At 64.1% G+C, this 21,050-nt stretch carries 22 protein-coding genes and 1 tRNA gene; 16 read left to right on the top strand and 7 right to left on the bottom strand.

The annotated features are described in order from the left end of the window. Nucleotides 1-389 precede the first annotated feature (389 nt). The 3 genes from HY852_RS24325 to HY852_RS24315 all read left to right on the top strand — a co-directional run bounded on the left by HY852_RS24325 (nt 390) and on the right by HY852_RS24315 (nt 3,690). The gene (locus tag HY852_RS24325; protein ID WP_291607446.1) at nt 390-2,405 is read left to right on the top strand and encodes an acetyl/propionyl/methylcrotonyl-CoA carboxylase subunit alpha; all 2,016 of its coding nucleotides are present in this window, start codon (nt 390-392) and stop codon (nt 2,403-2,405) included. Between the two features lie 122 nt (nt 2,406-2,527). After that, nucleotides 2,528-3,394, top strand: coding sequence for an isocitrate lyase/PEP mutase family protein (locus tag HY852_RS24320; protein WP_291607445.1), 867 nt, complete (start codon nt 2,528-2,530; stop codon nt 3,392-3,394). Continuing rightward, on the top strand, nt 3,391-3,690 hold the full coding sequence (locus tag HY852_RS24315; RefSeq protein WP_291607444.1) for an acylphosphatase: 300 nt from the start codon (nt 3,391-3,393) through the stop codon (nt 3,688-3,690). The genes HY852_RS24320 and HY852_RS24315 overlap by 4 nt, the downstream gene beginning before the upstream one ends. A gap of 7 nt (nt 3,691-3,697) precedes the next feature. Here the strand turns inward: HY852_RS24315 and HY852_RS24310 are convergent, their stop codons facing one another. Together HY852_RS24310 and lipB are read right to left on the bottom strand one after the other, a co-directional pair. Next, a complete protein-coding gene (locus HY852_RS24310) occupies nt 3,698-5,218 on the bottom strand; it encodes a PAS domain-containing sensor histidine kinase (RefSeq protein WP_291607443.1) in 1,521 nt (506 codons plus the stop codon). A gap of 396 nt (nt 5,219-5,614) precedes the next feature. Next, nucleotides 5,615-6,361, bottom strand: coding sequence for a lipoyl(octanoyl) transferase LipB (lipB, locus tag HY852_RS24305; RefSeq protein ID WP_291607442.1), 747 nt, complete (start codon nt 6,359-6,361; stop codon nt 5,615-5,617). A gap of 64 nt (nt 6,362-6,425) precedes the next feature. Here lipB and HY852_RS24300 point away from each other — a divergent pair, with 64 nt between their 5' ends. Together HY852_RS24300 and HY852_RS24295 are read left to right on the top strand one after the other, a co-directional pair. After that, a complete protein-coding gene (locus HY852_RS24300) occupies nt 6,426-6,668 on the top strand; it encodes a FliM/FliN family flagellar motor switch protein (RefSeq protein ID WP_291607441.1) in 243 nt (80 codons plus the stop codon). 124 nt (nt 6,669-6,792) lie between these two features. Continuing rightward, nucleotides 6,793-6,877: transfer RNA gene (locus tag HY852_RS24295), tRNA-Leu, on the top strand. Between the two features lie 54 nt (nt 6,878-6,931). On the opposite strand, the gene HY852_RS24290 is transcribed toward HY852_RS24295, so the two are convergent. Next, on the bottom strand, nt 6,932-7,189 hold the full coding sequence (locus HY852_RS24290; RefSeq protein WP_291607440.1) for a hypothetical protein: 258 nt from the start codon (nt 7,187-7,189) through the stop codon (nt 6,932-6,934). Between the two features lie 326 nt (nt 7,190-7,515). Here HY852_RS24290 and HY852_RS24285 point away from each other — a divergent pair, with 326 nt between their 5' ends. Further along, nucleotides 7,516-7,890: a hypothetical protein gene (locus HY852_RS24285; protein ID WP_291607439.1), complete on the top strand. Its 375-nt coding sequence runs from the start codon at nt 7,516-7,518 to the stop codon at nt 7,888-7,890. On the opposite strand, the gene HY852_RS24280 is transcribed toward HY852_RS24285, so the two are convergent. Then, nucleotides 7,871-9,277, bottom strand: coding sequence for a polysaccharide deacetylase family protein (locus HY852_RS24280; protein WP_291607438.1), 1,407 nt, complete (start codon nt 9,275-9,277; stop codon nt 7,871-7,873). The genes HY852_RS24285 and HY852_RS24280 overlap by 20 nt on opposite strands. A gap of 168 nt (nt 9,278-9,445) precedes the next feature. Beyond that, nucleotides 9,446-10,243, bottom strand: coding sequence for a polysaccharide deacetylase family protein (locus tag HY852_RS24275; protein ID WP_291607437.1), 798 nt, complete (start codon nt 10,241-10,243; stop codon nt 9,446-9,448). An 83-nt stretch (nt 10,244-10,326) separates the two neighbouring features. Between HY852_RS24275 and mgtE the strand changes: the two genes are divergently transcribed. The 4 genes from mgtE (at nt 10,327) to HY852_RS24255 (ending at nt 13,868) form a co-directional block, all read left to right on the top strand. Beyond that, entirely contained in the window at nt 10,327-11,748 is a 1,422-nt protein-coding gene (gene mgtE, locus HY852_RS24270) for a magnesium transporter (RefSeq protein ID WP_291607436.1), read from the top strand. A 63-nt stretch (nt 11,749-11,811) separates the two neighbouring features. Continuing rightward, nucleotides 11,812-12,111: a helix-turn-helix domain-containing protein gene (locus tag HY852_RS24265; RefSeq protein WP_291607435.1), complete on the top strand. Its 300-nt coding sequence runs from the start codon at nt 11,812-11,814 to the stop codon at nt 12,109-12,111. 86 nt (nt 12,112-12,197) lie between these two features. Continuing rightward, nucleotides 12,198-13,016, top strand: a complete 819-nt coding sequence (locus HY852_RS24260) for an aldo/keto reductase (RefSeq protein ID WP_291607434.1) — start codon at nt 12,198-12,200, stop codon at nt 13,014-13,016. 51 nt (nt 13,017-13,067) lie between these two features. Then, on the top strand, nt 13,068-13,868 hold the full coding sequence (locus HY852_RS24255; protein WP_291607433.1) for a hypothetical protein: 801 nt from the start codon (nt 13,068-13,070) through the stop codon (nt 13,866-13,868). 64 nt (nt 13,869-13,932) lie between these two features. Here HY852_RS24255 and HY852_RS24250 read toward each other — a convergent pair whose 3' ends face one another. Beyond that, nucleotides 13,933-14,610: a DUF599 domain-containing protein gene (locus HY852_RS24250; RefSeq protein WP_291607432.1), complete on the bottom strand. Its 678-nt coding sequence runs from the start codon at nt 14,608-14,610 to the stop codon at nt 13,933-13,935. A gap of 120 nt (nt 14,611-14,730) precedes the next feature. Between HY852_RS24250 and HY852_RS24245 the strand changes: the two genes are divergently transcribed. The 4 genes from HY852_RS24245 (at nt 14,731) to HY852_RS24230 (ending at nt 17,640) form a co-directional block, all read left to right on the top strand. Next, entirely contained in the window at nt 14,731-15,390 is a 660-nt protein-coding gene (locus tag HY852_RS24245) for a glutathione S-transferase family protein (RefSeq protein WP_291607431.1), read from the top strand. A 437-nt stretch (nt 15,391-15,827) separates the two neighbouring features. Beyond that, nucleotides 15,828-16,019, top strand: coding sequence for a hypothetical protein (locus HY852_RS24240; RefSeq protein ID WP_291607430.1), 192 nt, complete (start codon nt 15,828-15,830; stop codon nt 16,017-16,019). 154 nt (nt 16,020-16,173) lie between these two features. Further along, on the top strand, nt 16,174-17,160 hold the full coding sequence (locus tag HY852_RS24235) for a hypothetical protein (RefSeq protein ID WP_291607429.1): 987 nt from the start codon (nt 16,174-16,176) through the stop codon (nt 17,158-17,160). Between the two features lie 39 nt (nt 17,161-17,199). Next, nucleotides 17,200-17,640: a DUF1489 domain-containing protein gene (locus tag HY852_RS24230; RefSeq protein ID WP_291607428.1), complete on the top strand. Its 441-nt coding sequence runs from the start codon at nt 17,200-17,202 to the stop codon at nt 17,638-17,640. On the opposite strand, the gene panC is transcribed toward HY852_RS24230, so the two are convergent. Next, a complete protein-coding gene (panC, locus tag HY852_RS24225; RefSeq protein ID WP_291607427.1) occupies nt 17,637-18,488 on the bottom strand; it encodes a pantoate--beta-alanine ligase in 852 nt (283 codons plus the stop codon). The two genes, HY852_RS24230 and panC, sit on opposite strands and share 4 nt — an antisense overlap. A 397-nt stretch (nt 18,489-18,885) precedes the next feature. Here panC and HY852_RS24220 point away from each other — a divergent pair, with 397 nt between their 5' ends. Beyond that, nucleotides 18,886-19,809, top strand: a complete 924-nt coding sequence (locus HY852_RS24220; RefSeq protein ID WP_291607426.1) for a division plane positioning ATPase MipZ — start codon at nt 18,886-18,888, stop codon at nt 19,807-19,809. A 293-nt stretch (nt 19,810-20,102) separates the two neighbouring features. After that, nucleotides 20,103-20,963, top strand: coding sequence for an alpha/beta fold hydrolase (locus HY852_RS24215; RefSeq protein ID WP_291607425.1), 861 nt, complete (start codon nt 20,103-20,105; stop codon nt 20,961-20,963). Nucleotides 20,964-21,050: the final 87 nt, after the last annotated feature.

Genomic DNA, 21,050 nt, shown 5'->3' with positions numbered 1-21,050 from the left:
GCAATCTCCTGAAACGCCGTCGGAAAGGACCGCAACCAGACCCGCCCCCGCGGAGGGCCTGTTCGACGTCGGGGAGACGCCGATAGCCCAAACTCGCTGGCGGCGAATTTGTTCCAGCCCAGGAACGTGGGGGCCCTGGTTGGCCAATGCCGCGCGGGCGGGGAAGTTGGGTAATAAAACACCGCTCAACTTACTGGCCCCATTTCGGCTGCCAGCGCTCAATCGGCATGCGCGGAGGGGCCGCTTGCCGCGTTCGGGCAGGTTTTGAGACCCGGGAGGGCGGGATTTAGACCGTTGCCTCCGTCGGATTTTGCTGTACGACGGGAGCATTACGGCCCGTTTCCAGCCTCGCGGCAGGGGTGGGTCCCGCCCAGGGTCGCAAGAAAAGCATGTTCAAACGAATTCTGATCGCCAATCGCGGCGAAATCGCCTGCCGGATCATCAAGACTGCCCGCCGCATGAGGATTGAGACGGTGGCCGTCTATTCCGAGGCTGACCGCGACGCCTTGCACGTCGAAATGGCCGACGAGGCGGTCCCGATCGGGCCGCCGCCGGCCGCGGAAAGCTATCTCTTGATCGACAAGATCGTCGACGCCTGCCGCAAGACCGGCGCCGAAGCGGTCCATCCCGGCTACGGCTTCCTGTCCGAGCGCGAGGCGTTCCCGCGGGCGCTGAAGGATGCAGGCATCGTCTTCATCGGTCCCAATCCGGACGCGATCGCCGCCATGGGCGACAAGATCGAATCCAAGAAGGCGGCAGCCAAGGCCGACGTCTCGACCGTGCCGGGCTTCCTCGGCGTGATCGAGGACGGAAGGCATGCGGTGAAGATTGCGGACGCGATCGGCTATCCGGTGATGATCAAGGCCTCGGCCGGCGGCGGCGGCAAGGGCATGCGCATCGCCTATTCGACCAAGGAAGTCGAGGAAGGCTTTGGCCTCGCCAAGGCCGAGGCCAAGGCCTCCTTCGGCGACGACCGCGTGTTCATCGAGAAGTTCATCGTCGATCCGCGCCACATCGAAATCCAGGTGCTGGGCGACAAGCACGGCAACGTCATCTATCTCGGCGAGCGCGAGTGCTCGATCCAGCGCCGCAATCAGAAAGTCATCGAGGAGGCGCCGTCGCCGCTGCTCGATGAGACCACGCGGCGCAGGATGGGCGAGCAGGCGGTCGCACTGGCCAAGGCCGTGAACTACGATTCTGCGGGCACCGTCGAATTCGTCGCCGGCCAGGACAAGAGCTTCTACTTCCTGGAGATGAACACGCGTCTTCAGGTCGAGCATCCCGTGACCGAGCTGGTCACCGGCATCGATCTCGTCGAGCAGATGATCCGAGTCGCCGCCGGCGAGAAGCTCTCGATCGCGCAGAAGGACGTGACGTTGACAGGCTGGGCGATGGAGTCGCGCCTTTATGCCGAGGATCCGTTCCGCAACTTCCTGCCCTCGATCGGACGGCTGGTGAAATACCGTCCGCCGGCCGAACAGAGCAAGGACGACATCACCGTGCGCAACGACACCGGCGTGCAGGAAGGCGGCGAAATCTCCATCCACTACGATCCGATGATCGCCAAGCTGATCACGCACGCCCCGTCGCGGGCGGCGGCGATCGAGGCGCAGTCGACCGCGCTGGACGCGTTCTATGTCGACGGCATCCGTCACAACATCCCGTTCCTGTCGGCCCTGATGCACCATCCGCGCTGGCGCGCCGGCGCGCTCTCGACCGGCTTCATCGCCGAGGAGTTTCCGAAGGGATTCTCGGTGCGTCCGCCGGAAGGCGAGGTGGCGCGCCGGATTGCGGCCGTCGGTGCCGCGATCGACCACGTGCTCGGAGAACGCAAGCGGCAGGTCTCCGGCCAGATGGGCGGGCGCGTCGTGCAGCGCGAGCGGCGTCGCGCGGTATGGCTCGATCGCGAGGAGATCCTGCTCGAGATTGCCCGCGAGGGCGAGGCGATCGCGGTCCGTTTCCTTGACGCGGGAGGCGCGCTCGGAACGCCGCACCTGTTGCAGTCGACCTGGAAGCCCGGCGATCCGGTGTGGCAGGGTACGATCGACGGTCACATCACCGCGGTCCAGGTTCGCCCGATCCTGAACGGCGTCCGGCTCTTCCACCAGGGCGTCGAGGTTGCGGTGTACGTCTTCACCGAGACGGAAGCCGCCTCCGCCCGCCTGATGCCCGTTACCGTGGCGACCGACACCGGCAAGAAGCTGCTGTGCCCGATGCCCGGTCTCGTGGTGTCGATCGCGGTGAGCGAGGGACAGGAGGTCAAGGCCGGCGAGACGCTGGCCGTCGTCGAAGCTATGAAGATGCAGAACGTGCTGCGCGCCGAGCGCGACGGCATCGTGAAGAAGATTCACGCAAGCCCCGGCGCAACGCTCGCGGTGGATGCCCTGATCCTCGAATTCACCTGAGCGTTTGATTTGCACCGTCATTGCGGGCGAAGCGAAGCAATCCAGAGTCTTGCCGCGGAAATAGTCTGGATTGCTTCGTCGCTTCGCTCCTCGCAATGACGGAGAAATTGTTGAGGAGCGTCATGGCTTTGCGCAAGCGCCGTGAAAAATTGCGTTCGATCCTGGCGGGGTCTGCCTGCCTGCGTCCCGCCTCGGTCTACGATGCCGTCTCGATCCGCATCGCCGAGGATCTCGGTTTCGAGCTCGGCATGTTCGGCGGTTCGGTGGCCTCACTGGCGATCCTCGGCGATCCCGATATCGCGCTGATCACGCTGACCGAGCTCGCCGAACAGGTGCGGCGCATGTCGCGCGCCGCTAGCCTGCCGTTCGTGGTCGATGCCGACCATGGCTATGGCAACGCGCTCAACGTCCGCCGCACCGTGCAGGAACTGGAGGCGGCCGGCGCCGCAGGCCTGACCATCGAGGACACGCTGCTGCCGCAGGCCTTTGGCGAGAGCAAGACGCAGCTCATTCCGCTCGAAGAAGGCGTCGGCAAGCTGAAGGCGGCGCTCGAGGGGCGCAGCGATCCGTCGCTGGTGATCATGGGCAGGACCGGGGCGGCTTCGGTCACTTCCATCGACGATGCGATCGGGCGGGCACAGGCCTATGAAGCAACCGGCGTCGATGCCCTGTTCTTCACCGGCGTCAAGTCGCGCAAGGAGCTCGAAGCAATCTCCGCGGCGACGCGATTACCGATCGTGCTGGGCGGGGCGCCCGAAGAATTGGAGGCGCCGGACTATCTCGCCGGCCAGAGGGTGCGCATCGCGCTGCAGGGACATGCCCCGTTCGCCGCAGCGACGGAGGCGGTCTACGCGACATTGAAAGCGCTGCGCGAGGGAACGTCGCCGAAAAACCTCAAAGGTCTCGCATCCTCCGAGCTGACGAACCGCGTCATGCGCGAGGCCGTCATGAAAGCGCGCAGTGCGGACTTTCTCGGGCTGAAGAAGTGAGCGAGGTCATCCTGCACGTCACCATCCGCGGCCGGGTGCAGGGCGTCGGCTACCGCGCCTGGGTCGAATATCAGGCGACCAACAGCGGGCTCGAGGGCTGGGTTCGCAACCGTCGCGACGGCAGCGTGGAAGCGTTATTCGCAGGTCCCGGGCATGTTGTCGCGAGCATGGTTGCGCTATGCCGGAAGGGTCCGCCGTCGGCGCGCGTCGACAATGTCAGCGAGGTCCCGGTCGATGGGCAGCATCTCGACCTGCGCCGGGCAGGCGAGATCTTTTCCGTGCTGCCGACGATTTAGCGATCTCTCACCGCGGCAGCTTGGCGATGGCCGCGCTCAGTTCGTGGATTTCGTAGGGCTTGCGCAGGATCGGGAATTCGCCGCGCGCATGTGCGGCGGCATCGCTGTAGCCGGTGGCAAGCAGGACCGGCAGTTTGGGCCGCACCTCCTTCAGATGGTGGGCGAGCCGAAGGCCGTCCATCTTTCCGGGCATGACGATGTCGGTAAAGACGAGATCGATGCCGTCCAGCTCCACTTCCCTCAGTGCGGCGTCGGCATCGGCCACGCGCCGGACACGGTAGCCGAGCTGCTCCAGAAGGCTGATGCTGACGGAGGCGACATCGGGATTGTCCTCCACCAGCAAGACCGTCCCGGCGCCTCCTGAGATGGAGGGATCGGCGGTCTCCCGCATTGGTTTGGCGTCCTCCCGCGGCAGCAGAATGGTGAACCTCGTCCGCTTACCGAGATCGCTCTCCACCTTCACCGTTCCGCCGGCCTGGTGGGCAAACCCGTGGACCTGCGACAGACCCAGACCCGTCCCTTTGCCGACCGGTTTCGTCGTGAAGAACGGGTCGAAGATCTTTCCGACCACGTCGGGCGGAATCCCGATCCCGGTGTCCTCGATGCTGATCGCAACGAAGTCGCCGACATGGGGCGGCTCGGATACGATGACATTGCGCGCGCCGATTGTGACCGTTCCGCCAGCCGGCATGGCATCGCGGGCGTTGATGACGAGGTTGAGCAGCGCGGTTTCAAATTCGGCGATGTCGACCTTGACCGGCCAGAGATCGCGATCAATCTCATAAGCGAGCCTCCCGGCGCTGCCGATCCCGGCGCCGAGCACCTCGCGCAAGCCTTCGATCCGTTCAGTGAAACGGATCGGTTGCGGGTTGACGCTTTGCCGGCGCGCGAACGAGAGGAGCTGGCTGGTGAGCGCGGCTCCGCGGCGCGTGGCGGTCTCGATCGCGGTGATCGCGCGCTGGCGTTTCGCATCATCAGTGGCGTTCTTCTTCAGCGTGTGAAGGCTGCCGCTGATGATCATCAGCAGGTTGTTGAAATCGTGCGCGACCCCGCCTGTGAGCTGGCCCAACGCGTCGAACTTCTGCGATTCGGCGAGCTGCTTCTGCATCTGCTCTAGCTTGAGCTGCGCGTCTCGGCGCTCGGTGATGTCGCGGGTGATCTTGGCGAAGCCGACAAGCTTGCCGTTCTCGTAGATCGGATCGATGACCACGCTCGCCCAGAAGAAGTGTCCGCCCTTGCGGACGCGCCAGCCTTCGTCCTCATAGCGGCCCTGTTCCCTGGCGATCTGCAGCGCACGCTGCGGCTTGCCGTTCGCCCGGTCGGCATCGGTGTAGAAGCGCGAGAAATGCTGGCCGACAATTTCGCTGGGTGAATATCCCTTGATCCGCTGGCCGCCGATGTTCCAGCTGGTGATCATTCCGGTTGGGTCGAGCATATAGAGCGCGTAGTCTGCAACTCCCTCCACCAGGAGCCGGAAACTTCGCTCACTCTCGAATAAATCCCTCTCCTGGTTGCGTTTTTTCTTCATGAAGGGCCCTGCCTTAGTTGCGCGCTTTTTCATCATGGAGGGCCCTGCCTGATGCGGCCAAACGCGCAAGGCGGGATTTCGTTCCGGTTCCGTAGCTGAGCGCCGCATCGCTGGTGTCACGATGCCTCTCAAGCGCTCGGCCATCGATCCGATCAAGGCTGTCCGCAGGATTGCAGGGGCGAGCGTCGGCTTTCGCCGTGGTGCAGCGTCCGGCCTAGGAACCTAAGGACAGTGGCCGGGAAGGGCGCTCTCGATCGGGTTGTCGCCGACAAGGACAACCACTCGTTGATCGCCGTGGCGGTCCCGGAAATGCCGAATACGCTCCAGCGGTGGTATCCGCCGATGCATGAAGAGGTGTGTCAGGCCGAGGCGGACGAGTCCCGCGAATGCGAGGGCCTAGGCCTTGCGCAGCGGTTCACGATACGGACTCGACGGCCAGAGCATGAGAGTCGGGCCGAACACCTCCTCAAATCCCTCGCGCAGCGCGACGTCAACGTCGGCCATGCTCACGGGATGGCCGAGATCGACGAGCGAGGTGACGCCGTAGCGCCGGTCGGCGACGCCGCAGGGCACGATCCCGGAGAAGTGCGACAGGTCCGGCTCGACATTGATGGCGATGCCGTGGAGCGACACCCAGCGCTTCAGCCGCACGCCGATCGCGGCGATCTTGTCCTCGCAGCCTTCGCCCTTGTCGGGACGCTTCACCCAGACGCCAACGCGATCCTCGCGCCGCTCGCCGCGCACGTTGAAGGCGGAGAGCGCGCGGATGATCCATTCCTCAAGGCCCGCCACATACGCCCGGACGTCCGGCCGCCGGCGCTTCAGGTCGAGCATCACATAGGCCACGCGCTGTCCCGGACCGTGATAGGTAAGCTGGCCGCCGCGGCCGGTCGCAAAGATAGGGAACCGGGCCTCCAGGAGGTCGGAGGCCTTGCCGCTGGTGCCGGAGGTATAAAGAGGCGGGTGCTCGAGCAGCCAGACCAGTTCCGGCGCCCGTCCGGCCGCGATCTCGGCCACGCGGGCCTCCATGGCCGTCATCGCTTCCGGGTAGGGCACGGGCGAGTCCGAAATCCGCCATTCCGCAGGCCGGGCATCGGCCACGGAAAACGGCGTCAGATCGAGGCTTTGGCGGTCATTAACCATTGGCTAACCATAACGTGGTGATCTCCGGGGCAGCAATTCCGGTCCAAAGTAGCGCGGTGCCGACGTGTCCACCCTCGATAAAGTCTCCGTGGATCTGATGGTGGTCCTCGGTACCACCAGTATGCCCATCCATCAGGTATTACGCCTTTCCCGCGGCGCCATCATCGAGCTGGACGCGACCGAGGCCGACGAGGTCAAGGTTCTCGCCAACAACCTGCCGGTCGCCAGCGGCGTCGTGCTGATTGATCGCAATCGGATTGCCGTGGAAGTCAAGCAAATGCTGCCACGGTCGCCGGACAGCCGCTAGGGAGCTGGAACCAGGTTGCGGATGCCTTGCGATTCCGGGCGTCGGCAGGCTTGTCCCCCCATGATCGATTTGTTACATCGGCCCCGTTGATCCGGCCCGGCGCAAGCCCGAGCCGGCCTCCCCAGCGCTCGTGGCGGAACTGGTAGACGCGCTGCCTTGAGGTGGCAGTGAGTAAAATCGTGGGGGTTCGAGTCCCTCCGAGCGCACCAAACCGCAAGTCCAATCTCGAAGCTGCCCGGTTCGCCGCCGGATGCGGCTGCGCGTCAGCCATATTCCTCGCCGATGCCATACTCCTTGTAGATGGTGAGCGGATCGACATCGGGAAACAGCCGGCACTTGGCCTGGGCCAGGTGCAGGCTGACGGCCGCGGGTTCACGGCCGTTGGCCAGAAGTTTTCGGATGTCTTCCATATGAGCCCGCGGCTGGTGCTTGGGATCAAGCTGTTCCAGCGCGACCAGGGCCGTTGCCAAGGCCTCCGTGACAACCCATTCGTCGTGGCCGGTGATTCCCTTTTTCGGCATCGGCAACCCCACATCGCTGGCTGACGTAGTCTAGCTGCAACCGATGCGAATCGCCATCGAGCAGCCTGCGATCGGGTCGCATTGGCCGCAAATCAATCGGCCTGTTTTGAGGCAGTCGCTTGCAATGCAAAGATGTCCAGCCTAATGCCCAAATGGCGTCGGTTGGGGGAGAGGCCGCCGCGTTCTTATGCTTCCTGCAAACAATGTTGGGGTTGACCGAACGTCGGTGGATAGACTTCGATCCGATTCGGTTGAGCGAGATTCGACCGGCGCGGAATCCCGCAACTTACTGCCAGGTCGGTTGCCCTTAATTGGCGGAGCCAAGCATGATCTTTCTAAGCTTCGCGTACCGGTTCCTGGTCAACTTCACCTTCCTGGCGATGGTCTACTTCAGCCTGAACTTCATGGAGAAGTACCAGCACCGGGCGATCGTCGCGATCCTGGTGCTGGTCTACAGCGCCATGCGGGCCGCCTCGACGCTGCGCTCATTCTATTTCTTTCAGAAGGTCGAGCGGCTGGAGACCGAGGCGCGTCGGCTTCAGTCCCTGACTCACCAGGGCACCGGTGAAGCGGGGACGCGCAAGCAGCTCGTCGCGGAAACGGCCAAGCTTCGTCACGACGGCGAGCTGAAGTCCTATATGGACCTGTTCTTCCTGGCGCTGATCGTGCTGCTTTGCGCCGTCAAGATCGTGACGCAGTGAACGGCGTGTAGCGCGTTTTCAGCTGGCGATGCGCGTCGGATGCCGCGCGCCTTTCTTTGACATGCCGTGCCGGTTGCTTCCCCGCGACATGGCCGCCGTGGATGCCTTTTCCGACCCGGCGCTTCGCGGACAAATATGCGTGGCGCCTTGCCGCCGCGGCGGCCTGGGACTGGGGAGGCCCATCATAGCCGGGATAGGCGGATAGCAGCCTTGTCTGCTTCTCGGGCCTGATCACTTGTCCGGCGCGGTGCGGCTGCGCCGCAGCGACCCGCAGCGCGGCATAGGTCTGAACGTCGAACAGGTCCAGGCCCGGGATCGGCAGCGTAAGAGCGGCGTTCTCTTGCGGAAGTGCGCCCGGCCGCGGCCAGGGTGCCCCGCGCGGCTGCGGTGCGGTCTGCGCGTGTCCGGCCCGATCTAACGACAGCTCCGGCTCCATCACCCGATCATTGGACAGGCTGAGACTCCACCATGCCGGGGCAGGGAGGGCTTCAGCGCTGGCGAAGACAAAATGCGGCACCTTTGGCCACTGCGCCACCGAAACCTCTTCCGCGGGCGGATGCAAGCGCCATTGCAATGGGTCCGTCGGCGTTGCCGGCCGCTCCGCGGTCGCCGGTACCACATGCACGATGTGATAGCCGCGGGCCTTCAGGTCGCGGAGAATCTTTGGCAAGGCCGCGACCGTGCGCGACTGGATGTCATGCAGCAGCAGGATGCCTTTGCCCTTCGCCTCGATCCGCTGCATGGCGAGCTGGTACACGCGAGCAGACGAGACATGCCGCCAGTCGTCGGCGGGAAAGTCGGCGCTCCACACCTGGATGCCGCGCGCGGCGAGATAATCCTCGACTCCCTGCGCGCGCAGCAGGCCCGGAATTCGGAAGAAGGGTGTGAGTGTGCTCGGGTCCGTGAGCGCAGCCGAGGTCGAGGCAATGCCGTCGTTGATCTCCTGCTCGGCCTTCTCGATCGGCATCTTCTGGAACGTCAGCGGATGGTTCTGGCTGTGCGTGCCGATCGTATGCCCGGCGGCGGCGAGCTTGCGCACGCCGTCCGGATTGGCCTGTGCCTGCGTGCCGATGATGAAGAAGGTCGCCTTGATGCATTCGGCGGCAAGGATGGCGAGCACCTGGTTGCTGTACTTCGGCAGCGGCCCGTCGTCGAACGTCAGCACCACCTCATGGTCCCGGAGCGGAAGCGTCTCCGGATATTGCATGGTGCCGATGCGCGGGTGTTCGCGGGGGTCGACCACGATCGTTCGCGACGTGCCCAACGCGTCCGGATGGCCGGGGCAGTCGGCGGCGGGGGCCGCACCCACAGTGGAGGACGCCGCGAGTCCAATGCACAAGCCGATCCAGGATCGCGTCTGGAAACGAGCCCATCCGCTACCGGTCATGAACCACCGTCTGCATTAGACCTCCGCCTGTGCTTCTTCCAAACTTGGTCTCGGATCGATCCGCGACGGTTCAGAACCGGCACTCTCGAAGAATGCATGCCGTATCATGAACGGAGGGTCAACTGACGGCCCGTCCCCCTGTTTTTGCGGCGGCGTGGCTTTCGCGCATCAATGCGCGTCTGCGCTTTCTTGCTGTGCCGCCGGCACGATGTGCACCACGCGATAGCCGTTTTCGCGGAGGTAGCGCAGGAAGGCGGGCAGCATGGCGGCCGTCCGCGCCTGCGCGTCGTGCAGCAGGATGATTCCCTTTCGTGCGACCTCGAGCCGCTGAGTCACCACCTTCAATTGCTGCCGCGGCGTCATGTCCTCCCAGTCGCTGGCCCACAGGTCGGCTCCGAACACGACGATGCCGCGCGACTGCAGGAGGTCGAGCATCGCCGGCGTCGAATCGAAGTACGGGAAACGGAAGAACGGCGTTGAGGGGGTCTTGCTCGAAACTCCGCGCAGCGCCATTTCGTCCGCCGCGATACCGCGCTCAATGTCCTCCCTGGCTCGATCGAACGAGATCCGCGACGTCATCGGGTGCGACCAGGTGTGGTGCCCGATGGTGTGGCCTTCGGCCGCCGTTCGCCTGACGAGTTCCGGAAAACTGGCAGAGTCCTTGCCGACGAGGAAGAACGTGGCGCGGACACACTCGCGCGCGAGCGCTGCCAGCACCTTCTGTGTGTTCGGCGGACGTGGCCCGTCGTCGAAGGTGAGCACGACCTCGTGGTCGGCAAGCGGCAACGTCTGCGGGAAACTCTTCAGTCCCACGCGAGGATAGGCCGCCCCATCGACCGCGAGAATGCGCGAGGTGCCGAGCGCGTCCTTGCGCGGGCAATCGGCAGCCTGCGCCGCCGCCATGCCTGTCAGCACTGCTGCCGCGGCAAGCATCCTCGTCCATTTCTGCCGATTCATCTTTATCATTGCGCTTGGCGTTGCCTTGTGGGTATTGCGGGAGCCCATAGCTCAGACGAGTTGATCCAATCTGTCAAACGGCGAGGCGCGCCATGGACGAGCATTTGGACGTTGCCCCATCCGCCGAGCCCTCGGTACTCGAGCATGTTCCGATGCGAAACGAAACGGGCGAAATTCGTCAAGAATTCGTCCAGGAGATTGCCAATGCGATCGGGGCCAACGATGCAACGCTTCTGCGCACGATCGTGGCCGAGCTTCACGAGGCCGATCTCGGCGATTTGATCGCCGCGCTCGAACCGGACGACCGCGTTCGCCTCGTCGAGCTGACCGGCAGGGACTTCCACTTCTCGGCGCTGAACGAGGTCGACGACACCGTCCGCGAGGAAATTCTCGAGGAACTGCCACCGGAGACGGTCGCCGAAGGCGTTCGCGAGCTGGAATCGGACGATGCGGTCGAGCTGCTCGAAGGGCTCGACCAGGAGGACCAGGACGAAATCCTGGAGAAGCTGCCCCTTTCCGAGCGCGTCGCGCTCGAGCGCAGCCTGCTTTATCCGGAAAATTCGGCCGGGCGGCGGATGCAGACCGAGTTCATCGCGGTGCCGCCGGACTGGAACGTGGGGCAGGCGATCGACTACATGCGGGAGACGCCGGATCTGCCCGATCGCTTTTACGAGATCTACGTGGTGGGCAAGGATCGGCACTGGCAGGGTGCGGTGTCGCTGGACGTGCTGCTGCGCGCGCGCCGGCCGGTCCCGCTGACCGACTTGACCGACGAGAACCGCCGCCGGGTTTCCGTCCTGGACGACCAGGAAGAGGTCGCGCGCATGATCGGCAAGTACAATCTGGTCGCCGCTCCCGTCGTCGATACCCAGGATCGGCTTGTCGGGGTCATCACCGTCGACGACGTGGTCGACGTGATCGAGGAGGAGGCGGACGAGGATTTGAAGGCGCTGGGTGGCGTCACCCGCCGCGAAGAGCTGTCCGATAACGTCCTGACCATCGCGCGCGGCCGTTTCAACTGGCTGCTGGTCAACCTCGCGACCGCCTTCCTTGCCTCGTCCGTCCTGGGCCTGTTCGAGGGCCAGTTGGAGAAGATGGTCGCGCTCGCGGTCCTCGCGCCGATTGTGGCGAGCCAGGGGGGGAACGCGGCGACCCAGACCATGACGGTCGCCGTGCGGGCGCTGGCCACGCGCGAACTTGGCTCGTTCAACGCGATGCGCGTCATTCTGCGCGAAAGCCTGGTGGGCCTTGTCAACGGTGTCGCCTTTGCCGTCATCACGGGTGTTGCCGCGGTTGCCTGGTTCAAGATCCCGGGCCTCGGCGTCGTAATCGGGCTCGCGATTATCTGCAACCTCCTGGCCGGCGCCCTCGGGGGAATCCTGATCCCCATGGCGCTTGAACGGGTGCGGGCCGATCCCGCGGTGGCGTCGGGAACCTTCGTCACCACCGTCACCGACGTCGTGGGCTTCTTCTCCTTCCTCGGGATCGCCACGATGTGGTTCGGGCTGAAATAGCCGCGCGCCATCGTTAATCGCGCCTTAATTGGCTTGGCCGATGATTTGCGCATGAGGACCAACATGCGGGTGCGGCTGAAGGCGGACGGACGGATTGTCGAACTGCGGGACGGCAAGGAGTTTCCGCTGCAGCCTGAAACGTTCGGCGCGTCGGCGGAGCCGATGGCCGCGCCGGAGGTGCGCGACCTGCGCCGGCGCGCCTGCATGACCCAGACGGAATTCGCCGCCCGGCTTGGCGTGCCGGTCGAAACCATTCGCAATTGGGAGCAGGGCAAGCGCGCACCGCGCGGGCCGGCTCGGGCGCTGCTGGCGGTGATCGCGCACGCCCCGGAAACGGTGTTTGCGGCCCTCGCCAAGGCTTGAGGCACCTTGACGCAGCACGTCATCAGACGTGGTTGGCAGCGATGTGCGGCAGGGACATGATACGACACAATCGATCGGAGAGCCCGATGCTGTTCGTCGAAGCCAATGGTGCGAACATCCCGGCGCTTGGGCTGGGGACCAGGGAATTGCGCGGCCGGGCCTGCGCCCGTGTCGTCGAACAGGCGCTCAGGCTCGGCTACCGCCATCTCGATACGGCGCAAATCTATGAAAACGAACGCGACGTCGGGGAGGGGATCCGGGCCTCAGGGGTCAGGCGCGACTCCATCTTCCTGACGACCAAGATTTGGACCAACCATTTTGCGCCAAATGATCTGGAGCGCTCGGCCAAGGAAAGCCTGTTCAAGCTGCGATTTCCCGAAGTCGATCTCTTGCTGCTGCACTGGCCCAACCCGCATGTGCCGCTCGCCGAAACGCTGGGCGCGCTGGCGCATGCCAAGGAGCTCGGGCTGACCAGGCATATCGGCGTGTCGAATTTCACGGTGGCACTGATCGAGGAAGCCGTCGTCCTGTCTCGCGCGCCATTGGTCTGCGATCAGGTCGAATACCATCCCTATCTCGATCAGTCGAAGGTGAGGTCGGCGTGCGCGCAGCATGGCCTTGCCATGGTTGCCTACAGTCCGATTGCGAACGGCGGCATCAAGAACGACGAGACGCTGGCGCGGATCGGGAAGGCGCATGGCAAGACCCGGGCACAAGTATGCCTCAGATGGGTTGTGCAGCAGAACGTCGTGGCGCTCCCGCGCGCCGCGCGGATCGAGTGGCTCTCGGAGAATATCAACATCTTCGATTTCGAATTGTCGGACGAGGAAATGGACCAGATCTTCGCCCTGGCCGACCCGAACGGCCGGCTTACCGACTACAGCTTTGCGCCGAAATGGGATTGAGGCCGCTCTTCGCCCCGCTATGCTAGGGACATAGCTGCTAGAAGATGGGCGATGGAAGCGCGGCGGATCATACGGACGGACGTTGCGGCCTCGGCCATCGCGCATGTGTCGGTGGTCGCGTTCATCATTTTGCTCAGTGAGGTGCATCCGTTCCGTGCCGCTCCGACCCAAACGGTTGCGGTCGACATCGTCACGCCGGATGACCTCAAGGAAACGCCGGAGCCGCCGCCCGCACAGCAGATGCCGGCACCCGATCTCATCGCCATGGCCAAGACGGAGGCTCTGAGTCTGCCGACGCCGCCACAGCCGGCGCCCCAAGCGGCGCGCCCGCAGGAGCAACCGTCATCCGCTCCGGGCCGACGCGAGGCCAAGGCCGCGCCTCAAACGCAGCCAGCGCCCCCGTCGCCGAGCTACGCGCCGCCGCAACCCGACGTCACGGTCAAATACGGTGTCATGCTCGGGCTGCCCGAAGAACTGCCGCCCCTGGTGAAAGATGCCGACAAGGGGAGCGACGGCGGCGACGCCAAGGCTTCCACCGCCGCCGACCTTTCGTCGAGCGTCATCGCTGAATTCCGCCGCCACTTGCGCAAATGCGCAAAATTGCCCGCCTCGGTCGCGCCGTCAGACAATGTCATGATCAAGCTGCGTGCCGTGATGAACACCGATGGCAGGCTCGCCACCGATCCGATCCTGATCGAGGCCAGCGCGTCCGCCAAGGGGCCGATCCTGATGCAGTCGGCAAAGAGCGCTCTTGAGGCCTGTCAGCCCTACACCATGCTGCCGGCTGACAGATATGGCGAGTGGAAGGTGATTGACCTGATCTTTACGCCGCTAGATTTCGACGCCTCCTGATTTCGGTGCTTATCCTCATGGTTCGAGACGGCGCTGCGCGCTCCTCACCATGAGGGCAGACATCTCACGGCGCCATTGCGCGCCAGGCGCTTGAGGCAAATTGCCTCCGCCAGGTGACGACCACCACCGCGGCTGTCGTGACGAACAGCACCCATGGACTGATGAACCAGCCGAGATAGCCGAGCGCGAAGAAGAAAGCGCGCTGGCCGCGGTTGAAATGCCGGCCTGCGGCCTCGAACAGGCGCGCCGTGCGGATGACGTGCGCTTCGGCCAGCGCGGTGTCGCGCTGGCAAGCCGGCGGCATACCGCCGAACAGGATCGCGACATAGTTGAACAGCCGGTAGGCCCAGGCAAATTTGAAGAAGGCGTAGACGCAGATCAGGACCAGGCCGACGCATTTGAGTTCCCACAAGGCCGGCGAGGGGCTGAGGTCGATGGGTAATTTGCTCAGGATGATGAGTGCATCGTTGGTAGCCCGCAGCAGGGCCAGCGCGCCGCCGAGCGCGATCAGGCTCGTGGAGGCGAAGAACGCCGTGCCGTTCTGGAGCGAGGTCATGATCTGCATGTCGACCATGCGCGTCTCGCGATCGAGCAAGCGGCGGACCCAGACCTCGCGGTAGCTGTTCATGCGCGCAGACAGGCTGTCGCGCCCATAGGCGGTATGTTCGAGCGTGATCGCGTAGACCAGCCATTCGAGAATGAAGAACCCGACCGCCGCGATGTCGACCCAATACTCGCTCATCTCGTCTTCCCCCTTGCGACAAGCTGCCACGTCAAGTCCAGCCGCGGCAACGACGTATTGGTGCCGGTTGAAGCCGCGACAGGCGCCGTGGCATGATGGAGCCAGAAAGGGAATGTTCCTATGGCTGCGCTGAAGCTTGCGATCGGCAACAAGAATTACTCGTCATGGTCGATGCGGCCCTGGCTCGCCTTGCGCGCGAGCAACATCGCCTTCGACGAAGTGTTCATTCCACTTTACACCGGCCCGGCGGACAAGGATCGCATCCTGGCCCTCACTCGCTCCGGCAAGGTGCCGGTGCTGATCGATGGCGACATCACGGTCTGGGACTCGCTCGCAATCATCGAGTATGTCGCCGAGCGCTTTCCGCAAACCAGGCTCTGGCCGGAGGACCGGGCCAGCCGGGCGCATGCCCGCTCGATCTGCGCGGAAATGCATTCCGGCTTTCTGCCCTTGCGCAACGAATGCGGTATGAATTTGCACCGGCCGGTTCGCCCGGTCGCGTTGTCGGCCGATGCCCGCGCCAATATCGCGCGCATCGAGCAGATCTGGCTGGAATGCCGAGAGCGCTACGGCGCGGTGGGGCCGTTCCTGTTCGGGGCCTTCGGCGCGGCGGATGCGATGTACGCGCCGGTCGTGCACCGTTTCCGCACCTACGCCATCGAGGTCGCACCGGAGGCCAAGGCCTATATGGAGACGATGATGGCGCTGCCGGCATTCCGGGAATGGACCGAGGCCGGACGCGCCGAAAGCCTTGTCATCGAGAAGTTCGAAAATCTCTAGCGCAGGTCGCACGGCGCTCGACGACATGCCGAACGTGCGCCAATCGAGACCGGCTGAACGCGACCTGCAGTCGGGGCTTCGGCAAGCCGCTAGTTCTGGCTCGGCACCGGCTAGAGCCTGCCGATCACAGCCGAGAGCTGCAGCAGGTGCCGGGGGAGACGGTGGGGGCAGCAGCTGCCGAAGGCGGTGGAACATGCCCGGCCGAACGGTAAGCTGCCGGATACCGCCGAACGGTGCAGAGGAGGTATTCCGGGCGGTAATATCGGCGGGGTACCTTGAGGCTATCGCACTGAAAAACCAGCAAAATTAACCCGTGTGCGGCGGTATCGTGCTGGCCAAGACGGCCAGCCGCGTGCTATACCCACGCCATGTTTCTGGCCGGGCGTCGCAGCGGGACCGTGGGCACGAACCGGCTTTCTTGCGTAGGAGAGAGGGCGTTGAAACACAAGTACTCTGTGGGAACGCGCGTCTATTTCACGGCGAGCAATGTTGCGCGCCCGGCTGCGAGCGGCACCTATGAGATCATCCGCCTGCTGCCGACCGACGGTGACGACTGCCAGTACCGGATCAAGAGTTCGACCGAAGCCTTTGAACGGGTTGCCAAAGAGAGCCAACTCGACCGTTCCTGAGGTTGCAACAACGCGCATCGACCGGATGAGGGGAATTTTATTTCTCCCGGCCGTCAAAAGGCCCGGTTCGCGGAAACATGTTGCGCAAGGTAGCAGCTGAGTCTCCGCTGCCTTTCGCTGAAATCGCTCTTTGCTGCGTGAGGGGACATCGCGCATGAATTGGGCTTGGGCTAGTTCGCTCGATCATCTCTGGCGCTCGCCGGCCTTTCCGATGTGGCTGACCTTGGCTGCGGCCGGATTTTTCGCGATCATTGCGCTGATTACGCTGTTGCGTGCCGAGAAGTCGGTAGCCAACGGCGCGTTGGCGGTCATTGCGCTGCTCGCCGTCGGAATTGCGGTCGCCTCCACGGTTCGCGACGGCCCAGGGGGCCAGAGCCTGACGGCCGACAACCGCCCCGCATCCGTTGCGCCGGCAGGCCTGCCCGCCTTGTCCTGCATTGACGAGCTGGCCGGCGATGTGGTTCTGGCGGCGTGCGAAAAGGCGCTGTTCGGCTCGCCTGAAAGCGTCGCAGCCGCGGTCAGTTATGCAGCCTCCCAGATCACGCGCCTGACGGCGCTGGGCGAGGTCGACACCGCGAACAAGAATGTGACGCCGGAGCTTCAGTTGCTGCGCCGGGCGATCGAGCACGATCGTTACGGCTTCGTGGCGCATGTGCTGGTCGCTCGCGACAATTGTACCCCCGCCGATTGTGCCGCATTCGGTGCGCTGGCCGATCGGCAACATGTCGTCGCCAACATGGACGCCCATCTCTATGAGAGCCTGATCGCGCGCTACTCGCCGTTTTGGAATGCGCCGGGCGCGATGACTTCGGGTCCCATGGCGTCGGTCCCGACCGCGACCCTTCCCGTCTCGCTGCCGAGCGGCAAGCCGACCAACGCAGAATTTCCGAGTGCCGCATCGACGCCCGCGGTCAGCATCATGAACCCGGAGCCCGGGACGGGAACCGCGACGGGAGCCACGACGCAGCGTCCACCGACGGCGCCGGCAGCGGCAGCGCCAAGGCCGCCGACAGCTTCCGTCCAGGCCTCGGCGCCGCCTGCGCCGAAAAAAACCGCACCCAAGCCGCGTGCGCCGGCTGCTGCGGCACCGATCCAGATCGCGCCGGACCAGGCGCAGCCCGCAGCGGCGGCGAACGAGTGATGCTTTCAAAGTCGACGGCGGCTCGCTATTGCTAACGCCATGCCGCTTCACCTGATCAAGCTTGCCGTTGGTTGCGATTCCGTCAAAGAGCTGAAGGGCTGGATTGCGGAGCGGATGCGGGCCTTGAAGAAGAAGGGGCAGCCGCAACGACATGTCCACGTCACGCGCATGACGCCCAAGCGCGTCGAGGAGATTCTTGCCGGCGGCTCGCTATACTGGGTGATCCGAGGCGAAATCGCCGCGCGCGAGAAGATCATCGCCATCGAGCCGTTCCGGGACCGTGATGGTATTGGAAGGTGCCGGATCGTGATGCAGCCGAAGGTGGTCGCGGTGTCGCCACGGCCGATGCGTCCGTTTCAGGGCTGGCGCTATCTGACCGAAGATGCCGCGCCGCCGGATCTCGGCAAGGCGGCAGCCGGCAGCATCGCGGCCATGCCGGAACCGCTGCGGCGCGAGCTGCGCGAACTTGGACTGCTTTAGACGGCGATATTGTCGATCAGGCGCGTGTTGCCGAGTTTCGCCGCTACCAGGATGCGCAGCGGCCCGTCCTTCGTTGATGCGATCGGCCCCAGGGTCTCGGCATTGCGGACTTCGAAGTAGTCGAGCGTAAAGCCCGCGGCGCGGATGATTTCGGCTCCGCCTGCCATGGCCGCTTCGGTATCCTCGCCCGCCCGGATCCTGCGGGCGCACTCCTTCATGGTGCGATAGAGCGTCGGTGCGACCTGGCGCTCCTCGGCCGACAAGTACACGTTGCGGGAGGACATCGCGAGCCCGTCGCGCTCGCGCACGGTAGGCGAGCCGATCACCTTGACGCCGAGATCGAGGTCCCGTGCCATCTGCATCACGACCCGCAACTGCTGAAAGTCCTTCTCCCCGAAAATCGCAATGTCCGGGCGGCATTGCGTGAACAGCTTGCCGACGACCGTGGCCACGCCGCCGAAGAAGTGCGGACGGAAGCGATCCTCCAGACCGACGACCGCCGGCCCCTCCGGAACAATCCGCGTCGCAAAGCCCTGCGGGTACACGGCTTCGACCGCGGGATGCCAGATCATGTCGACATTCTCGGCGGCGAGCTTCGCCACGTCGGCTTTCCAGGTACGGGGGTAAGAGCCGAAATCCTCGGTCGGTGCGAACTGGGTCGGATTGACGAAGATCGAAACGATCACCCGGGTGGCGCGCCGCTTTGCAGCTCTTACCAGTGACACATGCCCGTCATGGAGGGCTCCCATGGTAGGCACCAACGCGATGGTGGCCTTCCTCAGGCGAAGACTGTCGATGGCGCGGCGCAGGGCGGGGACCGTGCGGGCGATCATGGGGCTGCGGGGCATTCTGGCTCGGGGGGCTGGAGGTCGGGCTAACCGCGGTTTTCCGACGTCGAGGAGGAGGCACCGACCTTACCAAGCCTCGCGCGTCCGCGCCAAGCAGGTACCAGCGACAGAGCGCTCCAGCCTTCGGAGCGCGATGAGACTGGATGCAATCACCTCGCGTTCAGGTTTCTGATCTAGCTTAATCCTCCGGGAAGCACGGCGCCTGGTTTGTGCTCACATCAGCTGCGGCGAAATGCGGTGCGTTGTGTGGGATTCGTCACAGACATCGCGAAAGAGTCACGCATCATTCATGGTCATTCAGATCAAGGCTGAACGTTTGAGGATTTGAACGCGTCAGCGCGCATTTTACTTGACCGCAGCGGCGCTCAACTCGAAGATATTTTTGAGGGGTTTGCAAATGCTCGTGCAGGCTAGCCAAGGCCAATCCGGCTCGGCGCACGTCGTGGTGCTGGGCAACGAGAAGGGCGGCTCTGGAAAATCCACCATTGCGCTGCACATTGCGGTTGCGCTCCTGAAGGCCGGCCAGCGCGTTGCCACCATCGACCTCGATTGCCGGCAGCGGAGCTTTACCCGCTATGTCGGCAACCGCGCCGCCTGGGCGCGGCGCACCGGACTTCCCCTCGAGCTTCCCGTTCACAGCTGCATGAAACTCGGCGAGACCATGCAGATCGCCGACAACGAGAACTCGGAATTCCAGCAGTTCGTTGATGCGGTAGGCTCGGTCGAGCGGGAGTTCGATTTCATCGTCATCGACACGCCGGGTTCCGACAGTTACCTGATGCGCCTGGCGCATTCCATGGCCGATACCCTGGTGACACCCATCAACGACAGCTTCCTGGATTTCGACGTGCTCGGCACGGTCGACCCGGAGACCTATGCGGTAACGGGCGAAAGCCACTATGCCGAGATGGTGCGGGATACCCGCCGCAAGCGCCGCCAGCTCGATGGCGCGACCAGCGACTGGATCGTGGTGCGCAATCGACTGTCGATGCTCGGCTCCCGCAACAAGCAGCTCGTCGCGGATGGTCTGAAGGAGCTTTCCCTGCGGCTCGGCTTCCGTTCGGTCGACGGCTTTGCCGAGCGCGTCGTCTATCGCGAGTTCTTTCCGCGCGGGCTTACCGCGCTTGATGATCTCGACGAGGTTACGCTCGGCACGCGCCCGAACCTCGGTCACCTCACCGCCCGGGAGGAGGTGACAAGCCTGCTGCGGCAGCTGAAGCTTCCGCTCGACGAGCGCGGCCGCCGCCGCGCCGCCAATCGGGCCGAATGGTTCAGCCAGATCGATAAGCCGCTCGAAGTCCACGACATCATTGGCGCCTGAGGTCTGCGGTAGCACCAGTATTGTCCCGCCGGCGCTCTGCTCGCCGACGACGGCTTGCCGCCGGCTGCCGGTCCGGAAAATACACCTGGTTCCAAGTTCCGCATCCAAGCCTTGGAGGAACCTTCCGGCTCATTACGGGTGCGCCGCACAACGAACGGGCGGTAAAAATCACAACATTTGATCTTCCTGTCACGACGCCGTGACATATATTAGCGACGAACATGAAGGCCGGAATGGAACGACTTCCGGACACCAGAGATTGCAAGGCCAGAACGGCCGGATTGAGGACGAACATGAAGCGCGGAATTGCAGTTCTGGTTTCGGTTGGAGCCCTCTTTGCCGTCGCCTATGTCACGGCGAGCAAGTGGGCCATTCGCCACGAGACCGTGACCTTCCACGACGCATCCCGCGACAATCGTCCCGTGCCGGTGCATGTGGCGATCCGGTGGGACAAGGAGATGCAGGCCAATGCCGGCATGATCAAGCTGCCGGTCGCAGTGCTCAATCACGGCAATACCGTCAAGAACACCGAGTATTCGTTCCTGGCCAACGTCTTTGCCGCGCGCGGCTATCTGGTGCTCAGCCCCCAGCACGATCTGCCGACCGATCCGCCCATGGTGACCAAGCCAGGCGAGCTCTATGTCGGGCGTCTGCCGCAGCTTCTGCGGGGCGTGGCCAACATTCATTGCGCCATCCGGGAAATGAAGCAGGTTCAGCCGAATGCCGACTACAAGAGGGTGACACTGGTCGGACACTCGATGGGTGGCGACATTTCGGTGTACTTCGCCAAGCAGTATCCGGACGAGATCAAGAAGGTTGTTACCCTCGACAATCTGCGGGTGCCCTTCACCAGCAATGGCAGGTTCAAGATTCTCTCGTTCCGCTCCAACGACCCGCAGTTCAAGACCGATGCCGGCGTGATCCCTTGCGACCACGACTGCGAGAAGGCCGGTATTACCGTGGTGAAAACCGACTTCCAGCATAACGACATGCGCGATACCGGTCCTGAAGAGGCCAAGGCCTCGATCCAGGGCATGCTCGACAAGTTCCTGAGCGATACCGACAGCGAGCTCGCCCCGGCCGACACCGGCACGAATGCTCCCAAGGTGCTCGAGCCCGGTCCGGTCAGCCTGATGGGGCAGGCCAAGAGCTGACGCTTCGTTGATCCGGTTTTGGTTTTCAAGCCCCCGCTGCGATATGGCGGGGGCTTCTTATTGACCGCCATCCGAATGCCCTCCACA

The sequence above is a fragment of the Bradyrhizobium sp. genome, assembly GCF_016213215.1.
Lineage (GTDB): Bacteria > Pseudomonadota > Alphaproteobacteria > Rhizobiales > Xanthobacteraceae > Bradyrhizobium.
This window is presented reverse-complemented; position numbering and strand designations above follow the sequence as displayed.